This window comes from Thermosynechococcus sp. GLH187, from assembly GCF_031583395.1.
GTDB lineage: Bacteria > Cyanobacteriota > Cyanobacteriia > Thermosynechococcales > Thermosynechococcaceae > Thermosynechococcus.
Genome location: NZ_CP134175.1, coordinates 1,279,447 through 1,296,319, shown reverse-complemented (window position 1 = coordinate 1,296,319; position 16,873 = coordinate 1,279,447). Strand labels below are relative to the sequence as shown.

Genomic DNA, 16,873 nt, shown 5'->3' with positions numbered 1-16,873 from the left:
AAGTTAGGTTATGGGACGTTCATTAAAAAAAGGCCCCTTTGTGGCGGATCATCTCTTACGCAAGATTGAAGCCCTCAATGAGCGCAATGCCAAGGAAGTGATCAAAACGTGGTCGCGTGCCTCAACGATTGTGCCAGAAATGATTGGCCACACGATCGCCGTCCATAACGGCAAGCAGCACGTGCCCGTGTACATCACTGAGCAGATGGTGGGTCACAAACTGGGGGAATTTGCCCCCACCCGCAACTTCCGCAGTCATGTTAAGGGCGATAAAAAAGCCCGCCATTGATTCTCTTGTTCGCGTCTGGGATAGCCGTCTATGGTTTCTACCTCTTCTCCTACTGCCCGTGCCTGCGCCAAGTATGTCCGCATGTCACCCCACAAGGTGCGGCGGGTACTGGATCAACTGCGGGGTCGCACCTACCGCGATGCCCTGATTATGCTGCGCTTTATGCCCTATCGTGCCTGTGAGCCGATTACAAAGGTCTTGCGATCGGCGGCAGCCAATGCCACCCACAATTTAGGCTTGGATCCCGCCACCTTGGTAATTAGTCAAGCCTATGCCGATCAAGGGCCTTGCCTGAAGCGATTTCGCCCTCGCGCCCAGGGCCGCGCTTACCAAATTCGCAAGCCCACCTGCCACATCACGATTGCTGTGGCGCCCCAAAACACTGCTGACGAATCGTAGAAGGATACCATCGTGGGACAGAAGATTCATCCAATTGGCTTTCGCCTCGGCATTACACAAGAACATCGCTCCCGCTGGTACGCCGATAGCGATCGCTATCCTGAGCTATTACAGGAGGATCACCGCATCCGCACGTTTATTAACAAGCAACTGGCCAACGCTGGCATTGCGGAAGTGCGCATTGAGCGCAAAGCGGATCAAGTGGAGTTGCAAATTCGCACCGCTCGTCCCGGCGTCGTCGTTGGTAAAGGCGGCCAAGGGATTGAGGAACTGCGCAAGCAACTGCGGCAGATGCTCCCTAGCAACCGCACGATCAAAGTGAACGTGGTGGAAGTCAACCGTGTCGATGCTGAGGCCAGCCTCTTGGCGGAATACATCACCCAGCAACTAGAGCGACGGGTGGCCTTCCGACGCGCCGTGCGCCAAGCCATTCAGCGGGCACAGCGAGCAGGCATTGAGGGGATCAAAGTCCAAGTGGCGGGTCGCCTGAATGGGGCGGAAATTGCCCGTACCGAGTGGACACGGGAGGGTCGCGTTCCTCTGCATACCCTACGGGCAGACATTGACTATGCCTACCGCACCGCCCGCACAATCTACGGCATTTTGGGCGTGAAAGTGTGGATCTTTAAAGGTGAGGTACTGCCGGGACAAACCGAAGCCGTAACACGGGAACCCAGTCGCCGCAGTCCCCAACGCCGCCTACCCCAATTTGAAAATCGCTCTAACTAACAGGGAAGCCAGCGATGTTAAGTCCAAAGCGTACAAAATTTCGCAAACAGCAGCGGGGTCGCATGACGGGGGTTGCCAGTCGCGGTAACTCTATCCACTTTGGCGACTATGCCCTTCAAGCCCTTGAACCCGCTTGGATCACCTCACGGCAAATTGAGGCTGGCCGTCGTGCCATGACCCGCTATATCCGCCGCGGTGGCAAAATCTGGATTCGCATTTTCCCCGATAAGCCCGTGACAATGCGGCCTGCCGAAACGCGGATGGGGTCAGGGAAAGGCTCACCGGAATACTGGGTGGCAGTGGTCAAACCCGGTCGCATTATGTATGAAATTGCCGGTGTGCCGGAGGCGGTTGCCCGCGAAGCCATGCGCCTTGCTGCCTACAAAATGCCGATCAAGACCCGTTTTCTGGTGCGCAATCAAGAAGAGGAACAACAGGAGGGTTAAGAATGGCACTGACAAAAATGAAAGACCTGCGGGAACTGAGTGATCAAGAGGTGAGCGATCGCATTGCCGCCATTAAAAAAGAACTCTTTGATCTCCGCTTCAAAAAAGCCACCCGCCAAGAGGTCAAGCCCCATCAATTTAAGCATCTGCGCCACGAGTTGGCACAGCTTTTAACCCTTGAGAATGAACGTCGCCGCAGTGGAGGCCAAGACTAATGGCAGTTAAAGAACGTGTTGGCGTCGTCGTCAGCGACAAAATGCAAAAAACCGTCGTCGTTGCCGTCGAAAACCGCGCCCCCCACCCCAAGTACGGCAAAATTGTCGTCAAAACCCGCCGCTACAAAGCCCATGATGAAAATAACGAAGCCAAAGTGGGCGATCGCGTGCGCATTCGGGAAACCCGTCCCCTGAGTCGCACCAAGCGTTGGGTCATTGCCGAGATTCTCAGTCCTCGCACTGCCTAAGGAGAGCCAGCCATGATTCAACAGGAAACCTATCTCAACGTTGCCGACAATAGCGGCGCCAAAAAGCTCCTCTGCATCCGTGTGCTCGGCGGCGGTAACCGTCGCTACGGCAGTGTTGGCGATGTGATCATTGCCACCGTCAAAGATGCCACCCCCAATATGGCCGTGAAAAAATCCGATGTGGTTCGCGCTGTCATTGTGCGCACCCGCAAAACCATCCGCCGTGAAAGTGGCATGAGCATTCGCTTTGATGACAATGCCGCTGTCTTGATCAACCAAGAGGGTAACCCTCGCGGTACCCGTGTCTTTGGTCCTGTGGCTCGTGAACTGCGGGATAAAAACTTTACGAAAATTGTTTCATTGGCACCGGAGGTACTCTAATGGCGGCCAAGAAAGCAAACAAAAAGCCAGTGCGCTATCGCATGCACGTGAAAAAAGGGGACACGGTTCAAGTCATCGCTGGCAGCGACAAAGCTAAAGTCGGCGAAGTCCTTGCGGTCTTCCCCAAAACCAGTCAGGTGATTGTCAAAGGGGTGAACCTGAAAACCAAACATGTGAAGCCCCGCCAAGAGGGAGAATCCGGCCAAATCATCACCAAGGAGGCTCCCATCTACAGTTGTAAAGTGATGCTCTACTCCACCAAGCACAACGTGGCCAGCCGCATCTGTTACACCTACACCGAAGATGGCCGTAAGGTGCGGATGCTCAAGAAAACTGGCGAAATCATTGATTAGGTCTAACCCGTTTTCCCTCTCTGACCCAGCCCAGAGAATGCCCCTAGGAGAAGCCCCATGTCCCAACGCCTCAAAGATCACTACAACAAAACCGTTGTGCCGCAGCTCATGCAGCAGTTTCAGTACAAAAACATTCACCAAGTCCCCAAGATTGTCAAAATAACCGTCAACCGCGGTCTGGGGGAAGCGGCGCAAAATGCCAAAGCCCTTGAAGCCACCATTGCCGAAATTGCCACGATTACGGGACAAAAGCCCGTGGTCACCCGCGCCAAGAAGGCGATCGCGGGCTTCAAAATTCGCAAAGGCATGCCCGTTGGTGTGGCCGTGACGCTGCGATCCGATCGCATGTATGCCTTTTTGGATCGCTTGATTAACTTGGCACTGCCACGGATCCGTGACTTTCGCGGTGTCAACCCCAAAAGCTTTGATGGCCGAGGCAACTACACCCTAGGTTTGCGCGAGCAACTGATTTTCCCCGAAGTCAACTACGACGACATTGATCAAATTCGCGGCATGGATGTCTCAATCATCACCACTGCCAATACTGATGAAGAAGGACGCGCCCTGCTCAAAGCAATGGGCATGCCGTTCCGTGAGAACTAACGCCGGAGGCAGATTTTTAAGGAGCAACTATGGCAGTAAATGACACGATTGGCGATATGCTAACTCGCATCCGCAACGCAAACCTTGCGCGTCATCAAACCACCACCATTCCGGCCACGCGCATGACCCGCAGTATTGCGCAGGTGCTGAAAGCGGAAGGGTTTATTCGCGATTTTGAAGAGCAAGGGGACGGCATCAAACGGCATCTTGTGGTTTCCCTAAAATATCGCGGTAAGCAGCGCCAGCCGATTATTACTGCGCTCAAGCGGGTGAGCAAACCCGGTCTGCGCGTCTATGCCAATTCCCGTGAGTTGCCCCGGGTGCTCGGTGGCATCGGCATTGCCATCATCTCCACCTCTAGCGGCATCATGACTGATCGCGAGGCACGGAAGCAGGGCATTGGCGGCGAAGTACTCTGTTACGTTTGGTAAGCTCGGAGGAAGTCCCACATGTCTCGTATTGGCAAGCGTCCCATCCCCCTGCCAAAGAATGTTACCCTCACCCTAGACGGGCAGCAGGTCACGGTCAAAGGCCCCAAGGGTCAACTGAGTCGGGTTTTGCCGCCCGAGGTGAATGTTGCCCAAGAGGGCGAAAATATTGTTGTCAAACGCCGCGATGATTCTCGACCTGCTAAAGAACGCCACGGCCTCTGCCGCACGCTATTGGCCAACATGGTGGAAGGCGTCTCCCAAGGGTTTACGAAAAAGCTGGAGATTCAAGGGGTCGGTTACCGCGCCCAACTCCAAGGCAAAACCCTTGTCCTCAGTATGGGCTACAGCCACCCCGTTGAGATTGTGCCACCTGAGGGCATTACCCTAGAAATTGAGGACAACCAAGGTAAAAAAGTGCAGCAGGGTACGATTGTCCTTGTCAGTGGCATTGATAAAGAACTAGTCGGCAACACCTCTGCCCGTATTCGCGCCGTACGTCCCCCTGAACCCTACAAAGGCAAGGGCATTCGCTATATGGGTGAATTTGTGCGTCGTAAAGTTGGTAAGACAGGGAAGAAATAGATGAAACAAACTCGTACTGCGGCTCGCCAAAGTCGGCATCAGCGCATTCGCCGCAAAGTCAAAGGTACTAGCGATCGCCCCCGCCTCGCTGTCTTTCGTTCTCATCAGCACATCTATGCTCAGGTGATTGATGACACCCGGCACCATACCCTTGTGGCCGCTTCCAGTGTTGAGCCAGAACTGCGGCAAAAGCTGGGGGATGGCAGCACCTGTGCCGCCTCTATTGAAGTGGGGCGACTAATTGCAGAGCGTGCCAAAGCCGCTGGCATTGAGCGCGTTGTCTTTGATCGCGGTGGCAATCTCTACCATGGTCGTGTCAAGGCCTTGGCGGATGCCGCCCGTGAAGCTGGACTAGACTTTTAGAGGATGACCCGATGGCAAATCGTCGTAAAAACCCCCGCAAAGTTGAAAAAGAAACCGACTGGCAAGAGCGGGTCGTCCAGATCCGCCGCGTCTCCAAAGTAGTCAAAGGCGGTAAGAAACTGAGCTTCCGCGCCATTGTGGTTGTTGGCAACGAGCGTGGCCAAGTGGGTGTGGGCGTCGGTAAGGCTGCCGATGTCATTGGTGCAGTGCGCAAAGGTGTGGCCGATGGCAAAAAGCACCTGATTGATGTCCCGATCACCAAGTCCAACTCTATTCCCCACCCCACTTTTGGCGAAGGCGGTGCTGCCCGCGTCATGATTCGCCCCGCTGCACCGGGAACCGGGGTAATTGCTGGTGGCTCTGTGCGCACCGTTCTAGAACTAGCAGGGGTACGCAACGTGCTGGCCAAACAACTAGGCTCCAGCAACCCCCTCAACAATGCCCGCGCCGCCCTCGAAGCCCTTGCGGCCTTGCGCACCTTCCAAGAAGTTGCCGAGGAGCGGGAAATCCCCATTGAAAACCTCTATAGCAAATAGGTAGGAGTTGTCCATGCGGTTTCAAGATCTGCACCCCCAAGCGGGATCGCGACGACGCAAACGGCGGATTGGTCGGGGCATTGCCGCAGGTCAAGGGGCAAGTGGTGGCTTTGGGATGCGCGGGCAAAAATCCCGTTCTGGTCGCCCTACCCGTCCCGGCTTTGAAGGCGGTCAAAACCCCCTCTACCGTCGTCTCCCCAAACTCAAGCACTTTCCCCTCGTCAACCGGAAGGTTTACACTACGATCAACGTGGGTCGTCTCAATACCCTACCCGCCAATAGTGTAGTGACGGTTGAGTCTCTCCTTGAGACTGGCATTCTCACCACCGCCAAATATCCCCTCAAAGTGCTGGGGGATGGTGAGCTAAACGTCAAGCTAGAGGTTCATGCCGCTGCCTTTAGTGGCAGTGCCCGCAGCAAGATTGAAGCTGCTGGTGGGGTATGTGTGGAGACCTCCGTTGCTGCCGACAGTGAATAGAGGAACCCCAATATGATTGTGAATCGCGGCAAGGCACCCACTGCCCAAGAAACCTTTATGCAGATGGCTCAAGCGGCTGGTCTGCGGGGTCGACTCCTGATCACCATTGGGCTATTGATCTTGGTACGGCTGGGGATTTATCTACCCATTCCGGGGATCGATCGCGCCGTTTTTGCCCAGAGCGTCCAAGATAATGCCGTGATTCGCTTCCTCGACATCTTTTCAGGCGGTGGCCTCTCTGCCCTTGGGATTTTTGCCCTCGGCATTCTGCCCTATATTAACGCCTCCATCATCATGCAATTGCTGACTGCTGCTCTCCCCTCCTTGGAGCGGCTGCAAAAGGATGAGGGAGAAGCCGGCCGCCGCAAAATTTCCCAAATTACTCGCTACGTGGCTGTGGGCTGGGCAGTTCTGCAAAGTTTTGGCATTGCCATTTTTGTCAGTTCCATTCCCGGTGCGGCTTTGCATCCGGGGGCGTGGTTTGTTGCTGAAATTGTCCTTGGCCTGACCGCTGGCTCAATGGTGGTGATGTGGATTTCGGAATTGATTACTGAGCGGGGCGTGGGTAATGGAGCCTCACTCTTGATCTTTTTGAGCATTGTTGCCTACTTGCCTGCCTCAGTGGGTCAGACGATCGCCCTCGCCGAAAGTGGGGGCAATATTGGCGGCATCGTTATTTTGGTGGCCGTCTTTTTGGCCATGATTGTCGGCATTGTCTTTGTGCAAGAGGGGACTCGCCGCATCCCCATTGTTTCGGCACGTCGCCAAGTGGGGCGCAAACTCTACCGCGAGCAAACCAGTTACCTGCCCCTGCGCTTAAACCAAGGGGGGGTGATGCCAATTATCTTTGCCTCAGCGGTACTCATTCTGCCTTCCACCTTGGCGCAGTTTACCCGCAACGAACTCGTGGCACGACTGGCCAGCTATGTTTCCCCCGCAGGTCCTACCCCATGGGCATATGTGATTTTCTACTTGCTCTTGATTCTCTTCTTTAGCTACTTTTACGCTTCTTTGATTGTTAACCCTGTGGATATGTCCCAAAACCTGAAAAAGATGGGCGCTAGTATTCCGGGAATTCGACCGGGGAAAGCCACCTCTGATTACCTAGAGCGGGTTCTCAACCGCCTGACATTCCTAGGGGCGATCTTTTTGGGTCTGGTGGCGATTATTCCCACGGCAGTCGAAAGTGCAACCAAAGTAACAACATTTCAAGGCCTGGGGGCGACCTCCCTGTTGATCTTGGTGGGGGTGGCCATTGACACCTCAAAACAGATTCAAACCTATGTGATTTCACAACGTTATGAGGGGATGGTGAAGCAGTAATGCGCTTAATTTTGTTTGGCGGCCCTGGTTCGGGCAAAGGGACACAGGCAGCAATTCTGACCACACTTTTGGGGATTCCCCATATTTCTACAGGGGATATTCTGCGGGCAGAGCGAGCTGCGGGCACCCCCCTCGGTCAACAGGCTCAAAGCTACATGGATCGCGGTGAACTGGTACCGGATCAGGTGATTGTGGATATGGTGGCCAATCGCTTGCAACAGCCAGATACGGCTGCGGGTTGGCTTTTGGACGGTTTTCCCCGCAATGTGGTACAAGCAGCAGTCTTTGAGGAGATGCTCAAAAGCATTCACCAAGACTATGATTACTTGCTCTTCTTAGATGTGCCTGCTGCGATTCTCCAGGAACGCGCCCTCAAGCGTGCTCAGCAAGCGGCCAATGGTCAGCAGCGCTCCGATGATACCCCTGAAACCATCCTCAAGCGGGTACAGGTCTATGAGCGGGAAACCCTACCGATGATTCAACAGTACATGAGTCATCCCAAGTTTGTGCACATTGATGGAACACGTACGATCGAAGAGGTAACTGCTGCCATTCAAGCACGTATTGGGGAGGTGAACCGTGTCTAAACAGGATGCTATTGAAATTGAAGGGACAGTGACCGAGTCATTGCCCAACGCCATGTTTCGGGTGGATCTGGACAATGGCTTTAATGTCCTTGCCCATATTTCCGGTAAGATTCGCCGCAACTACATCAAAATTTTGCCGGGCGATCGCGTGAAGGTTGAATTGACCCCCTATGACCTGACCAAGGGGCGGATTACCTATCGCCTGCGCAAAAAGTAGTTTGATCTTTGTTGGCCACTCTGCTAAGATATAAAATTTGCGACTACATGAGCAACTGATATGAAAGTAAGAGCATCGGTACGGCGTATTTGTGAAAAATGCCGCGTCATTCGGCGACGTGGTCGGGTCATGGTGATCTGCACCAATCCGAAGCACAAGCAGCGCCAAGGGTAACCCACTGTTGTTGCACACATAGGAACTAGATTCATGGCTCGTATTGCTGGTGTTGATTTACCCCGCGACAAACGCATTGAAATTGCCCTCACCTACATCTATGGCATCGGCTTGACCCGCTCCAAGGAAATTTTGGCAAAAACGGGTGTTAACCCAGATACCCGCACTCGCGATTTGACGGATGCCGATATTGCGGCACTGCGGGCTGCGATTGACGAGTACCAAGTGGAAGGGGATCTGCGCCGTCTCGAGGCCATGAATATCAAGCGGCTCATGGACATTGGCTGCTACCGCGGGCGGCGGCATCGCCTTGGATTGCCGGTTCGTGGTCAGCGCACCCGTACCAATGCGCGCACCCGTCGTGGTGGTCGCCGCACTGTGGCGGGTAAGAAAAAACCCGCTGCTAAGAAATAAATTTTTCCGCTCCTGCTACCTGATTCACGGTTTGGATAGATTATGGCACCCTCTGCAAAACGCTCTGGCCCTCGTAAGCAAAAGCGCAATGTCCCCAGTGGCGTTGCCCACATTCAGTCCACATTTAATAACACGATTGTCTCAATTACCGACCCCAATGGTGAGGTGATTGCTTGGGCCTCCGCTGGCTCCAGTGGTTTCAAAGGTGCCAAAAAAGGCACACCCTTTGCAGCTCAAACTGCTGCTGATAATGCAGCTCGCCGTGCCATTGATCAGGGAATGCGGCAAATTGAGGTCATGGTGAGTGGTCCCGGTTCCGGTCGCGAGACAGCGATTCGGGCGTTGCAAGCCGCAGGTCTAGAAATTACCCTCATTCGGGATGTGACCCCCATTCCCCACAATGGTTGCCGTCCCCCCAAACGGCGGCGGGTTTAGGTTCGTTTGGGTCACTTGGGAGCACAGTTATGGCATATCAAATTGAATGTTTGGAAACACGGGTTGAGGAGGATCAAGGGCAGTACGGCCAATTTGCGCTGTACCCCCTCGCCCCCGGTCAAGGGATTACGGTGGGGAATGCCCTGCGGCGGGTTCTTCTTGCCAACTTACCCGGTAGTGCTGTGACAGCGGTGCGCATTGCCGGTGTGAATCATGAGTTTTCAACAATTCCCGGTGTGCGCGAAGATGTCATGGACATTTTGCTGCAAATGAAGCAGTTGGTGATTCGCAGCCACACCTCAGAACCCCAAATGGGTCGCCTTTTTGCCCAAGCCCCTGAGAATGAGCCATTGACGGTTACTGCTGGCATGGTGCAACTTGGCTCTGAAGTGGAAGTGGTCAACCCCAACCACTATATTGCCACGCTGATGCCGGGGGCAACCTTGGAGATGGAATTCAAGATTGAACAGGATCGCGGCTATCGCTCAGTGGAGCGGGTACGGGACGATCGCCTTGCCTTGGACTATCTGCAATTGGATGCGGTCTTTATGCCCGTGCGGCGGGTCAACTATACCGTTGATTCGGTGCGCAGTGCGGGTGCAGAGGGCGATCGCCAGCTCCAAGACTATCTAAAACTGGAAATCTGGACGAATGGCAGCTTGACCCCCCAAGATGCCCTCAATCAGGCGGCAACGATTCTCGTGGATCTCTTTAGCCCCTTGAAAGAAGTGCCCCTGCACACCTCTGAGGCCACCACCACCGATGAGCATGACGAAACGGGACAAATTCCCATTGAGCAACTCAATTTGTCGGTGCGTGCCTACAACTGTCTCAAGCGTGCCCAAGTCAATACGGTCGCTGACCTCCTTGAGTATTCCCAAGAAGAGCTACTGGAGATCAAAAACTTCGGTCAAAAGTCTGCCGAGGAAGTGATCGAAGCACTGCAAAAACACTTGGGCATTACGCTACCGCCCCAAAAAGCTGCCCGTAACTAGAGAGATTGAATGAGGTTTGTCTATGCGTCACCAACGTCGGGTTCCCCAGCTAGGACTGCCAGCCGATCAACGAAAAGCACTGCTGCGGGCACTGACCACTGAATTGATTCGCCATGGCCGCATTACCACCACCAAAGCGCGGGCAAAGGCGGTACGCGCAGAGGCGGAGCGGATGATCACCTTGGCAAAGGATGGCTCCTTGGCGGCACGGCGGCGTGCCCTTGGCTATCTCTACGATAAGCAACTGGTGCATGCTCTGTTTGCCCAAGCTCCAGAGCGCTATGGCGATCGCAAGGGTGGCTATACCCGCATTATCCGCAGTGTGCGGCGGCGAGGTGATAATGCCGAATTGGCGGTCATTGAACTGGTGTAGCAGGCAATGATGACGGCGATCGCACCTCCTCAGAGCGGCCAACGCTTGGCACTGCTTATTCAGTACCAGGGCACCCATTTCCACGGCTGGCAACGGCAGGTGGGACAGCGCACAGTACAGGAGGTGATTGAGCAGGCGATCGCCAGTGTTGTCAATCATCCCGTCTCTGTTGTCGCAGCCGGTCGCACCGATACAGGGGTTCATGCTGCTGGTCAAGTGGCTCACGTCACGGTCAACTCGCCCATTCCCGTTCATCGTTGGCCGGGGATTCTCAATGCTCGCTTGCCTGCCGATGTGGTGATTCGTGCGGCGGCGGTGGTGCCCGATCACTGGCATGCCCGTTTCTCGGCGCTGTGGCGTCGCTATCGCTATACCCTCTATACCGATCCCTGCCCCAATATCTTTCTGCGCCCTTGGACATGGCACTACTACTATGCCCCCTTAGATGTGGAAAAAATGGCAGCCGTGCTTCAGCCATTATTGGGGCGGCATCACCTCAGTGCCTTTCACCGTTCGGGCTCGAATCGTGCCCATTCTTGGGTGGAGGTGCAGGCGGTGAGCTGCCAGCGGCGCGGTGCCCTTGTGGAAATTGAGGTGCAAGCTTCGGGGTTTCTCTACGGCATGATGCGCCTGTTGGTGGGACTCTTGGTACAGGTGGGGCAAGGCCAGCGATCGCCCGCCAGTTTTACGGAAATTTGGCAGCAGGAGCAACGCCACCTCGTCAAGTATGCTGCCCCCCCTGTAGGCCTTTGTCTATTGGGGGTGGGTTATCCTGAATCGCCTTTCCCCCTTGCCCTGTGCACCGAGGCGATGCCCCAGTTTCAGTTAGCCTCCATTAGCCCTGAATTGTCCATTGCATAGAATCATGGAGTTTGTGATGACCAGTACCGTAAAGACACCACTGCCCGCCGTGGATGACCTTGCTCCCCAGTGGTATGTCATTGATGCCGCTGATCAACGCTTGGGTCGGCTAGCCGCAGCAATTGCCCGTATTCTCAGGGGTAAAAACAAAGCCATTTACACCCCCCACATGGACACGGGTGACTTTGTGATTGTCATCAATGCCGAGAAAGTCACCGTCACCGGCAGAAAACGCTCCCAAAAACTCTACCGTCGTCACTCGGGACGCCCCGGCGGCATGAAAATTGAAACCTTTGATCAACTGCAAGCCCGCATTCCCGAGCGGATTATTGAGCATGCTGTCAAAGGGATGCTGCCGAAAAATTCCCTTGGCCGTAAACTCTTTACCAAGCTGAAAGTTTATGCTGGGCCAGAGCATCCCCACCAAGCGCAAAAACCCCAGCCTTTGACCATTAACACGATTCCGGGAGCCTAACATGCAGATTGCTGATCAGTCTAAGCGGGTAGTTTATTTGGGAACCGGTCGCCGTAAGTCGGCGGTGGCACGGGTGCGCCTGATCCCCGGTAGCGGTCAACTGTTGATCAATGGCCGCAATGGGGCTGACTACCTGCAAAACAACCCCACCTATCTCAACTTGGTGAAAGCCCCCCTTGAAACCCTTGGCCTTGAAAGTAGCTATGATATTTATGTCAATGCCACGGGGGGTGGTTTGACGGGGCAAGCAGATGCCATTCGTTTAGGGATTGCCCGCGCCCTGTGTCAACTGGACATCGAAAACCGCAAGCCGCTGAAAACGGAAGGCTATCTCACCCGCGATCCCCGTGCCAAGGAGCGGCGTAAATACGGTCTGCGCAAAGCCCGCAAAGCCCCCCAATACTCAAAACGTTAGGATTTTCGTCTTTTACTTCTCGTTTGTGGTGAGACGCCTATGCCAAAACCGAACATTCATCCCCAGTGGTATCCCGAAGCCAAAGTCTATTGTGACGGTGAAGTAGTGATGACCGTGGGTTCCACGAAACCCGAACTGCACGTGGATATCTGGTCAGGCAACCATCCCTTCTTCACGGGTACTCAGAAAATCGTTGACGCTGAAGGGCGGGTGGAACGCTTCCGCCGGAAATACAGCGGTGCCAAACCCCAGCAAACTGCTAAAGGGAAAAAAGCTGCCGCTAAACCTGCACCCAAAACCAACAAAAAGGGCTAATCGCTCTTCATGTCCCCCTTTTTTCAGCCGGCTGAGTGGCTGCCCCATCGCGCCTGTTGGTTAGCTTTCCCCAGTCACGAGGATTTGTGGGGAGAACTATTACCGCAGGTGCGTTTAGAATTTACTGCCCTGTGTCGCGCGATCGCTGACCCCGATCCCGTAACAGGTCAGTGCCGCGGGGAGCAACTGAAGATTCTGGTGCTAGATGAGGTGGGAGAAGCCACTGCTCGTTCTTATCTCGGGGATCTGAATCCACAGTTTTATCAGCTCCCCTTTGGTGACATTTGGCTGCGGGATACCGCTCCTGTGGGCTTAATCAATGAGGCAGGGGAGCGCCGACTCCTCTGTTTGCCCTTTAATGGTTGGGGCAAGAAGTATCAACTTCCCGGCGATAGTGACTTGGCTGTGCGCCTTGCTCTAGCCATCGGCCTCCCCTATGGGGCGATGCCGTTATTCTTGGAGGGGGGGGCGATCGAAGTGGATGGCGAAGGAACCTGCCTCACCACCCGCCAGTGCCTCCTCAACCCCAACCGCAATCCCTATTTAGACAGCGCAGAAGTGGAAGCCCGCCTCAAGCCCGCCCTTGGCGTGAGCAAAATCCTCTGGATTGAATCGGGACTGGCCAACGATCACACCGATGGTCACATCGATACGCTGGTGCGTTTTGTGGCTCCAGCAACCGTGGTTTGTATGCTGCCCGACAGCCCTGAGGATCCGAACTACGATGTCCTGCTGACGATTTATGAGCAGTTGCAAACGCTAACGGATGCCAAGGGGCGCTCCCTAGAGGTGATCCCAGTGCCTTCGCCGGGGCGGGTGACGAGTCGAAAGGGGGAGATTTTACCCGCTAGCTACGTGAATTTTTATATTGCCAATACCACCGTTGTCGTCCCCACCTATGGTGTCGAAGCGGATGCCAAAGCGGTTGAGGCGATCGCCAAGCTCTTTCCCAGTCGCAAAACTGTTGGCCTTCCCGCACGGACGATTTTAGAAGGGGGAGGCGCCTTCCATTGCATTACTCAGCAGGAACTATGAGAACACTGACCGTTGCTGCCATTCAAGCTCAACTGACCGATGATGTTGAGACCAATATTCTGCACCTCAGTGATCTAGTGCGGCAGGCGCATCAGCAGGGGGCACAGGTCATTGTCCTGCCAGAGCTATTTGAAGGTCACTATTTTTGTAAGGAAGAGCGGGAGAGTCACTTTCAGCGGGCACACCCCGTGAAAAACCACCCAACAATTGCTCACTTTGAGGCCTTGGCGCGGGAACTGGCGGTGGTGATTCCAGTGTCCTTTTTTGAAAAGGCGGGCACCGTCTATTACAACAGTGTGGCCATGATTGATGCGGGGGGTGTCAACCTCGGTGTCTATCGCAAAAGTCATATTCCCGATGGCCCCGGCTATGAGGAAAAGTTTTACTTCCGCCCCGGCAATACAGGCTTTCGAGTCTGGCGTACCCGCTACGGCAAAATCGGTGTCGGCATCTGCTGGGATCAGTGGTTTCCAGAGGCTGCACGGGTGATGACCCTGATGGGAGCAGAAGTGCTCGTGTATCCCACTGCCATTGGTAGTGAACCCCACGATCCCACACTGGACACCAAAGACCCGTGGCAGCGGGTGATGGTTGGTCATGCAGTGGCAAATGTGATTCCAGTGGTGGCAGCCAACCGTGTGGGTGATGAGGGGGGACAACTATTCTATGGCAGTTCATTTATTGCTAATCCAAGGGGAGATCTGGTGGCCGAGGCTGATCGCACCCAAGAAGCAGTGCTTGTCCATGAATTTGATTTAGAGGAAATTGAGCACCTACGGGCGGCCTATGGCTTCTTTCGCGATCGCCGACCCGGCCTCTACAAAGCCCTGTTGACTGCGGATGGTGTTAGTTAATTGCCGTGGCTTGGCTGGAGATGAAAGTGTAGGTGCTGATGAGCCTGTAGCCGATGGCAATGATCATGCTCGCTGTCGTGCTCATGGGGATGAGTGTGCCAAAAACCAGCGGGGAGATGCCGCAGGTGCCACGGTTGGGTCAACACCACAAAAGCGATGAAAAGCACCATGCTACTGAGGCCAGTATAGAAAAAATGTTGGGCTGGAAACTGACTGCCGAACCATCCCGCTAGGGGATAGGCCAAGACCCACCAAAGATGACTCCAAGCAAACTGAGCGCCATAAACCCGACCCTGCAAGTCCACGGCCACTCTCTCAGCAATTACCGTCTGCATAGGCACATTGACGAGGGTTTTACCGATACCCGCGATCGCCCACAACAGAGCGAGGGTAGGGACATTGGCACCATAGGCAGCCAACAGCGGCAGCACCGTCAGTATCCCCCCTAGGGCCATCACCACCACTGCACTCATCCTGCGACAGGAAGAACCCCAAATCACCGCAGCCAAAGTAGCACCCACACCAAATGCCGCCATGATTGAGCCGTAGGCCTGACTTCCTGCCTGTAGCGTGCCCTGAACATAGCCGACGGTATTCACCAAAATTTCCGCGCCAGCGATCGCCGCCACCAATTGCAGTAGTAATCCATAGCGAATTGCTGCATCCCACCAAAGGCACTGACTACCAACACTTAGCTCCTCAAGAAATCCGCTACGGGGGGGGACTGATCCTGCTCTAGGTACGATCAAAGCAGTGGGCAGCCCAGCAATCAACACCGCTGCAACCAAAAAGGTCAAAGCATCCAAAAAGAACACTGAACGGGTACTGCATAACGCCGCAACACTACCTGCGAGGGCTGGGCCTAAAACACTCAGGAGTTGGTACGTGGCATTCGAGAGGGCGATCGCCGGTGGGCACTCTTCAGCCGTCGTAATCAAGGGTAATGTGGCCGTGTAGGTTGGGGTAAAAAGGGCGTGAAAGCCACTCAGCAAAGCCACTACGAGATACAGTTGCCAGCCGTCAGTAACAAACGGCAAGAAGGATACCAAAACCATCCGCACAAGATGGGTAGTCACCATCAATCCCTTGCGATCCAATCGATCTGCTAAGACACCAGCAATAGGAGCCAATAGCACAAAAATGGTGACCCGCAGAGTTAAGGCAGTTGAGAGCCACAGTCCTGAATTCTCTCCTGCTAACTCAAAAGCAAGGAGTGCTAAGCCGAGCCATGTGAACGCATCCCCAATCAGATTGATCGTTTGCGCCGTATAGAGACCGGCAAAGGCTCGATTCCGTAGGCACTGCAACAGGGGAGGAAGTTGAAAGGTCATGGTGGCCACCTCAGAACCCACGCGTTTACTATATCCCCCCTAGGGGGATGTCTGCCAAGGGAAATCACGGATGAACTATGATTGGATTGGCGTAGGTTGTTCTTAAATACCTGTGAGTGGTGCAGCTACATCTCAGTATCCTGCTCGCGATCGCCAGCGGCCTAGCTCTACCGACAGTTACTTTTGCAAACTGCACCATTAACAGCGTGACTGGCCTAAACTTTGGCGCCTACTGGCAATGCCGGTCGTTTTACCCCTCGACAAATGACCTCTGGCAGGGGGCGCCTTGACTACAACCTTTACATTGATGCCGCTCGCACCCAAATCTGGGGGGATGGTACCCGTGGGAGCAGTTTGCGTACCTTAGTGCCTGTGAATCATGCCCCTACAACCCTTGAAATTTTTGGTCGCATCCCCACCCGGCAGTTTGTGCCTGCGGGCATCTACAGCGATACGATTGTAGTGACACTGGAATACTAAGAAACCGTAAAGCGATTGGTTTCCTCGCGAATTTGTTCAAAGGAAATCTCCTGAGCTGTACCCGCAAAGGGATGATCCGGAGTTAAAAAGAGAAGGCAGTGACACTCCCGCCGTTCGCGCATGGGCACACAGGGGCAGTTCCAGTAGGCCGCTTCTACCTCTGCTTCTTTGTCTTCATAGTGGCGGCAGGGACACAGGGGAGAGCCATAGTCGTCTTTATGCTTGGCCAATCCTTCCAGAACAACCGCCGTTGTCCCCAAATCTGAGCAAAAGTAGGTTCCTGTGCGCTTAGCATAGGTTTCCGCAAACTTGCGCATGGCTTCAAGATTTTTGTCGGAGGCCTGTTGCGGTTTATAGGTGCTACTCATGGCAAAATTTGCGACACGAAACTTCTTTCAGTTTAGCGGAAGGCGATCGCTGGATCGGCGTTGACTGGATTAAAAGATCCAGGGTGCTGGAGTTGAACCAGCCTATGGCGAATTATGAGTTCGCTGCCTCATCCGCTCGGCCAACCCTGGGAAAATGCCTATCACTTT

General features: G+C 54.5%; 31 protein-coding genes and 1 tRNA gene. 29 read left to right on the top strand and 3 right to left on the bottom strand.

Features of this window, described 5'->3' with window-relative positions; all coding sequences use genetic code 11:
- Positions 1-10: 10 nt before the first annotated feature.
- The 28 genes from rpsS to aguB are packed head-to-tail and all read left to right on the top strand — an operon-like array spanning position 11 to position 14,526.
- Positions 11-289 carry a 30S ribosomal protein S19 gene (gene rpsS, locus RHI63_RS06235; RefSeq protein ID WP_011055940.1) on the top strand — a complete coding sequence of 93 codons (279 nt, stop codon included), beginning with the start codon at positions 11-13 and terminating at the stop codon, positions 287-289.
- A gap of 30 nt (positions 290-319) precedes the next feature.
- Positions 320-688 carry a 50S ribosomal protein L22 gene (gene rplV / locus RHI63_RS06230; RefSeq protein ID WP_011055941.1) on the top strand — a complete coding sequence of 123 codons (369 nt, stop codon included), beginning with the start codon at positions 320-322 and terminating at the stop codon, positions 686-688.
- Positions 689-700: 12 nt separating this feature from the next.
- The gene (gene rpsC / locus RHI63_RS06225) at positions 701-1,417 is read left to right on the top strand and encodes a 30S ribosomal protein S3 (RefSeq protein WP_149817906.1); all 717 of its coding nucleotides are present in this window, start codon (positions 701-703) and stop codon (positions 1,415-1,417) included.
- A gap of 14 nt (positions 1,418-1,431) precedes the next feature.
- A complete protein-coding gene (rplP, locus tag RHI63_RS06220; RefSeq protein ID WP_149817904.1) occupies positions 1,432-1,863 on the top strand; it encodes a 50S ribosomal protein L16 in 432 nt (143 codons plus the stop codon).
- 2 nt (positions 1,864-1,865) lie between these two features.
- Entirely contained in the window at positions 1,866-2,078 is a 213-nt protein-coding gene (gene rpmC / locus RHI63_RS06215; RefSeq protein ID WP_206201511.1) for a 50S ribosomal protein L29, read from the top strand.
- Entirely contained in the window at positions 2,078-2,326 is a 249-nt protein-coding gene (gene rpsQ, locus RHI63_RS06210; protein WP_011055945.1) for a 30S ribosomal protein S17, read from the top strand. The genes rpmC and rpsQ overlap by 1 nt, the downstream gene beginning before the upstream one ends.
- 12 nt (positions 2,327-2,338) lie before the next feature.
- Positions 2,339-2,707 carry a 50S ribosomal protein L14 gene (rplN, locus tag RHI63_RS06205; RefSeq protein WP_149817900.1) on the top strand — a complete coding sequence of 123 codons (369 nt, stop codon included), beginning with the start codon at positions 2,339-2,341 and terminating at the stop codon, positions 2,705-2,707.
- Positions 2,707-3,060, top strand: coding sequence for a 50S ribosomal protein L24 (rplX, locus tag RHI63_RS06200; protein WP_225901675.1), 354 nt, complete (start codon positions 2,707-2,709; stop codon positions 3,058-3,060). Before rplN ends, rplX begins: the two co-directional genes overlap by 1 nt.
- 57 nt (positions 3,061-3,117) lie before the next feature.
- Positions 3,118-3,663, top strand: a complete 546-nt coding sequence (rplE, locus tag RHI63_RS06195; RefSeq protein ID WP_206201510.1) for a 50S ribosomal protein L5 — start codon at positions 3,118-3,120, stop codon at positions 3,661-3,663.
- 29 nt (positions 3,664-3,692) lie between these two features.
- Entirely contained in the window at positions 3,693-4,094 is a 402-nt protein-coding gene (gene rpsH, locus RHI63_RS06190) for a 30S ribosomal protein S8 (RefSeq protein ID WP_149817898.1), read from the top strand.
- An 18-nt stretch (positions 4,095-4,112) separates the two neighbouring features.
- Positions 4,113-4,676 (top strand): 50S ribosomal protein L6, encoded by a 564-nt coding sequence (gene rplF / locus RHI63_RS06185; RefSeq protein ID WP_206201509.1) that lies wholly within the window; start codon positions 4,113-4,115, stop codon positions 4,674-4,676.
- Positions 4,677-5,039 (top strand): 50S ribosomal protein L18, encoded by a 363-nt coding sequence (gene rplR, locus RHI63_RS06180; protein WP_206201508.1) that lies wholly within the window; start codon positions 4,677-4,679, stop codon positions 5,037-5,039.
- A gap of 11 nt (positions 5,040-5,050) precedes the next feature.
- Positions 5,051-5,575 (top strand): 30S ribosomal protein S5, encoded by a 525-nt coding sequence (gene rpsE / locus RHI63_RS06175; protein ID WP_011055952.1) that lies wholly within the window; start codon positions 5,051-5,053, stop codon positions 5,573-5,575.
- A gap of 13 nt (positions 5,576-5,588) precedes the next feature.
- Positions 5,589-6,053 (top strand): 50S ribosomal protein L15, encoded by a 465-nt coding sequence (gene rplO / locus RHI63_RS06170; protein WP_206201507.1) that lies wholly within the window; start codon positions 5,589-5,591, stop codon positions 6,051-6,053.
- A gap of 12 nt (positions 6,054-6,065) precedes the next feature.
- Positions 6,066-7,376, top strand: a complete 1,311-nt coding sequence (gene secY / locus RHI63_RS06165; protein ID WP_206201506.1) for a preprotein translocase subunit SecY — start codon at positions 6,066-6,068, stop codon at positions 7,374-7,376.
- Positions 7,376-7,963 (top strand): adenylate kinase, encoded by a 588-nt coding sequence (locus RHI63_RS06160; RefSeq protein ID WP_206201505.1) that lies wholly within the window; start codon positions 7,376-7,378, stop codon positions 7,961-7,963. Before secY ends, RHI63_RS06160 begins: the two co-directional genes overlap by 1 nt.
- On the top strand, positions 7,956-8,180 hold the full coding sequence (gene infA / locus RHI63_RS06155; protein WP_011055956.1) for a translation initiation factor IF-1: 225 nt from the start codon (positions 7,956-7,958) through the stop codon (positions 8,178-8,180). The genes RHI63_RS06160 and infA overlap by 8 nt, the downstream gene beginning before the upstream one ends.
- Positions 8,181-8,240: 60 nt before the next feature.
- Positions 8,241-8,354, top strand: coding sequence for a 50S ribosomal protein L36 (gene rpmJ, locus RHI63_RS06150; RefSeq protein ID WP_011055957.1), 114 nt, complete (start codon positions 8,241-8,243; stop codon positions 8,352-8,354).
- Positions 8,355-8,387: 33 nt separating this feature from the next.
- Positions 8,388-8,768, top strand: a complete 381-nt coding sequence (rpsM, locus tag RHI63_RS06145) for a 30S ribosomal protein S13 (protein WP_024125578.1) — start codon at positions 8,388-8,390, stop codon at positions 8,766-8,768.
- A 42-nt stretch (positions 8,769-8,810) separates the two neighbouring features.
- Positions 8,811-9,203, top strand: a complete 393-nt coding sequence (gene rpsK / locus RHI63_RS06140) for a 30S ribosomal protein S11 (protein WP_011055959.1) — start codon at positions 8,811-8,813, stop codon at positions 9,201-9,203.
- A 29-nt stretch (positions 9,204-9,232) separates the two neighbouring features.
- Complete coding sequence (locus RHI63_RS06135; RefSeq protein WP_206201504.1) at positions 9,233-10,198, top strand: DNA-directed RNA polymerase subunit alpha; 966 nt, start codon at positions 9,233-9,235, stop codon at positions 10,196-10,198.
- Positions 10,199-10,220: 22 nt separating this feature from the next.
- The gene (rplQ, locus tag RHI63_RS06130; protein WP_206201503.1) at positions 10,221-10,571 is read left to right on the top strand and encodes a 50S ribosomal protein L17; all 351 of its coding nucleotides are present in this window, start codon (positions 10,221-10,223) and stop codon (positions 10,569-10,571) included.
- Positions 10,572-10,577: 6 nt separating this feature from the next.
- Positions 10,578-11,432: a tRNA pseudouridine(38-40) synthase TruA gene (truA, locus tag RHI63_RS06125; RefSeq protein ID WP_206201502.1), complete on the top strand. Its 855-nt coding sequence runs from the start codon at positions 10,578-10,580 to the stop codon at positions 11,430-11,432.
- Between the two features lie 16 nt (positions 11,433-11,448).
- Positions 11,449-11,907: a 50S ribosomal protein L13 gene (gene rplM, locus RHI63_RS06120; RefSeq protein ID WP_206201501.1), complete on the top strand. Its 459-nt coding sequence runs from the start codon at positions 11,449-11,451 to the stop codon at positions 11,905-11,907.
- A gap of 1 nt (position 11,908) precedes the next feature.
- On the top strand, positions 11,909-12,322 hold the full coding sequence (rpsI, locus tag RHI63_RS06115; RefSeq protein ID WP_149817876.1) for a 30S ribosomal protein S9: 414 nt from the start codon (positions 11,909-11,911) through the stop codon (positions 12,320-12,322).
- 39 nt (positions 12,323-12,361) lie between these two features.
- Complete coding sequence (gene rpmE / locus RHI63_RS06110; RefSeq protein ID WP_149817874.1) at positions 12,362-12,637, top strand: 50S ribosomal protein L31; 276 nt, start codon at positions 12,362-12,364, stop codon at positions 12,635-12,637.
- Between the two features lie 9 nt (positions 12,638-12,646).
- Positions 12,647-13,672: an agmatine deiminase family protein gene (locus RHI63_RS06105; RefSeq protein ID WP_206201500.1), complete on the top strand. Its 1,026-nt coding sequence runs from the start codon at positions 12,647-12,649 to the stop codon at positions 13,670-13,672.
- On the top strand, positions 13,669-14,526 hold the full coding sequence (gene aguB / locus RHI63_RS06100; protein ID WP_206201499.1) for an N-carbamoylputrescine amidase: 858 nt from the start codon (positions 13,669-13,671) through the stop codon (positions 14,524-14,526). The genes RHI63_RS06105 and aguB overlap by 4 nt, the downstream gene beginning before the upstream one ends.
- Here the strand turns inward: aguB and RHI63_RS06095 are convergent.
- A complete protein-coding gene (locus RHI63_RS06095; RefSeq protein ID WP_302679105.1) occupies positions 14,523-15,857 on the bottom strand; it encodes an MFS transporter in 1,335 nt (444 codons plus the stop codon). The genes aguB and RHI63_RS06095 overlap by 4 nt on opposite strands.
- Positions 15,858-16,079: 222 nt before the next feature.
- On the opposite strand from RHI63_RS06095, the gene RHI63_RS06090 reads away from it, so the two are divergent.
- Positions 16,080-16,337 (top strand): spore coat U domain-containing protein, encoded by a 258-nt coding sequence (locus RHI63_RS06090; RefSeq protein WP_206201497.1) that lies wholly within the window; start codon positions 16,080-16,082, stop codon positions 16,335-16,337.
- On the opposite strand, the gene RHI63_RS06085 is transcribed toward RHI63_RS06090, so the two are convergent.
- Positions 16,334-16,705, bottom strand: a complete 372-nt coding sequence (locus RHI63_RS06085; protein ID WP_206201496.1) for a ferredoxin-thioredoxin reductase catalytic domain-containing protein — start codon at positions 16,703-16,705, stop codon at positions 16,334-16,336. The two genes, RHI63_RS06090 and RHI63_RS06085, sit on opposite strands and share 4 nt — an antisense overlap.
- Positions 16,706-16,782: 77 nt before the next feature.
- A tRNA-Ile gene (locus RHI63_RS06080) sits at positions 16,783-16,855 on the bottom strand.
- Between the last annotated feature and the right edge of the window lie 18 nt (positions 16,856-16,873).

Excerpts from the sequence above, each read along its gene's own strand:
- rpsS (WP_011055940.1), top strand. The coding sequence starts at position 11 with ATGGGACGTTCATTAAAAAAAGGCCCCTTTGTGGCGGATCATCTCTTA.
- rplV (WP_011055941.1), top strand. The coding sequence starts at position 320 with ATGGTTTCTACCTCTTCTCCTACTGCCCGTGCCTGCGCCAAGTATGTC.
- rplP (WP_149817904.1), top strand. The coding sequence starts at position 1,432 with ATGTTAAGTCCAAAGCGTACAAAATTTCGCAAACAGCAGCGGGGTCGC.
- rpmC (WP_206201511.1), top strand. The coding sequence starts at position 1,866 with ATGGCACTGACAAAAATGAAAGACCTGCGGGAACTGAGTGATCAAGAG.
- rpsQ (WP_011055945.1), top strand. The coding sequence starts at position 2,078 with ATGGCAGTTAAAGAACGTGTTGGCGTCGTCGTCAGCGACAAAATGCAA.
- rplN (WP_149817900.1), top strand. The coding sequence starts at position 2,339 with ATGATTCAACAGGAAACCTATCTCAACGTTGCCGACAATAGCGGCGCC.
- rplX (WP_225901675.1), top strand. The coding sequence starts at position 2,707 with ATGGCGGCCAAGAAAGCAAACAAAAAGCCAGTGCGCTATCGCATGCAC.
- rplE (WP_206201510.1), top strand. The coding sequence starts at position 3,118 with ATGTCCCAACGCCTCAAAGATCACTACAACAAAACCGTTGTGCCGCAG.
- rpsH (WP_149817898.1), top strand. The coding sequence starts at position 3,693 with ATGGCAGTAAATGACACGATTGGCGATATGCTAACTCGCATCCGCAAC.
- rplF (WP_206201509.1), top strand. The coding sequence starts at position 4,113 with ATGTCTCGTATTGGCAAGCGTCCCATCCCCCTGCCAAAGAATGTTACC.
- rplR (WP_206201508.1), top strand. The coding sequence starts at position 4,677 with ATGAAACAAACTCGTACTGCGGCTCGCCAAAGTCGGCATCAGCGCATT.
- rpsE (WP_011055952.1), top strand. The coding sequence starts at position 5,051 with ATGGCAAATCGTCGTAAAAACCCCCGCAAAGTTGAAAAAGAAACCGAC.
- rplO (WP_206201507.1), top strand. The coding sequence starts at position 5,589 with ATGCGGTTTCAAGATCTGCACCCCCAAGCGGGATCGCGACGACGCAAA.
- secY (WP_206201506.1), top strand. The coding sequence starts at position 6,066 with ATGATTGTGAATCGCGGCAAGGCACCCACTGCCCAAGAAACCTTTATG.
- RHI63_RS06160 (WP_206201505.1), top strand. The coding sequence starts at position 7,376 with ATGCGCTTAATTTTGTTTGGCGGCCCTGGTTCGGGCAAAGGGACACAG.
- rpmJ (WP_011055957.1), top strand. The coding sequence starts at position 8,241 with ATGAAAGTAAGAGCATCGGTACGGCGTATTTGTGAAAAATGCCGCGTC.
- rpsM (WP_024125578.1), top strand. The coding sequence starts at position 8,388 with ATGGCTCGTATTGCTGGTGTTGATTTACCCCGCGACAAACGCATTGAA.
- rpsK (WP_011055959.1), top strand. The coding sequence starts at position 8,811 with ATGGCACCCTCTGCAAAACGCTCTGGCCCTCGTAAGCAAAAGCGCAAT.
- RHI63_RS06135 (WP_206201504.1), top strand. The coding sequence starts at position 9,233 with ATGGCATATCAAATTGAATGTTTGGAAACACGGGTTGAGGAGGATCAA.
- rplQ (WP_206201503.1), top strand. The coding sequence starts at position 10,221 with ATGCGTCACCAACGTCGGGTTCCCCAGCTAGGACTGCCAGCCGATCAA.
- truA (WP_206201502.1), top strand. The coding sequence starts at position 10,578 with ATGATGACGGCGATCGCACCTCCTCAGAGCGGCCAACGCTTGGCACTG.
- rplM (WP_206201501.1), top strand. The coding sequence starts at position 11,449 with ATGACCAGTACCGTAAAGACACCACTGCCCGCCGTGGATGACCTTGCT.
- rpsI (WP_149817876.1), top strand. The coding sequence starts at position 11,909 with ATGCAGATTGCTGATCAGTCTAAGCGGGTAGTTTATTTGGGAACCGGT.
- rpmE (WP_149817874.1), top strand. The coding sequence starts at position 12,362 with ATGCCAAAACCGAACATTCATCCCCAGTGGTATCCCGAAGCCAAAGTC.
- RHI63_RS06105 (WP_206201500.1), top strand. The coding sequence starts at position 12,647 with ATGTCCCCCTTTTTTCAGCCGGCTGAGTGGCTGCCCCATCGCGCCTGT.
- aguB (WP_206201499.1), top strand. The coding sequence starts at position 13,669 with ATGAGAACACTGACCGTTGCTGCCATTCAAGCTCAACTGACCGATGAT.
- RHI63_RS06095 (WP_302679105.1), bottom strand. The coding sequence starts at position 15,857 with ATGACCTTTCAACTTCCTCCCCTGTTGCAGTGCCTACGGAATCGAGCC.
- RHI63_RS06085 (WP_206201496.1), bottom strand. The coding sequence starts at position 16,705 with ATGAGTAGCACCTATAAACCGCAACAGGCCTCCGACAAAAATCTTGAA.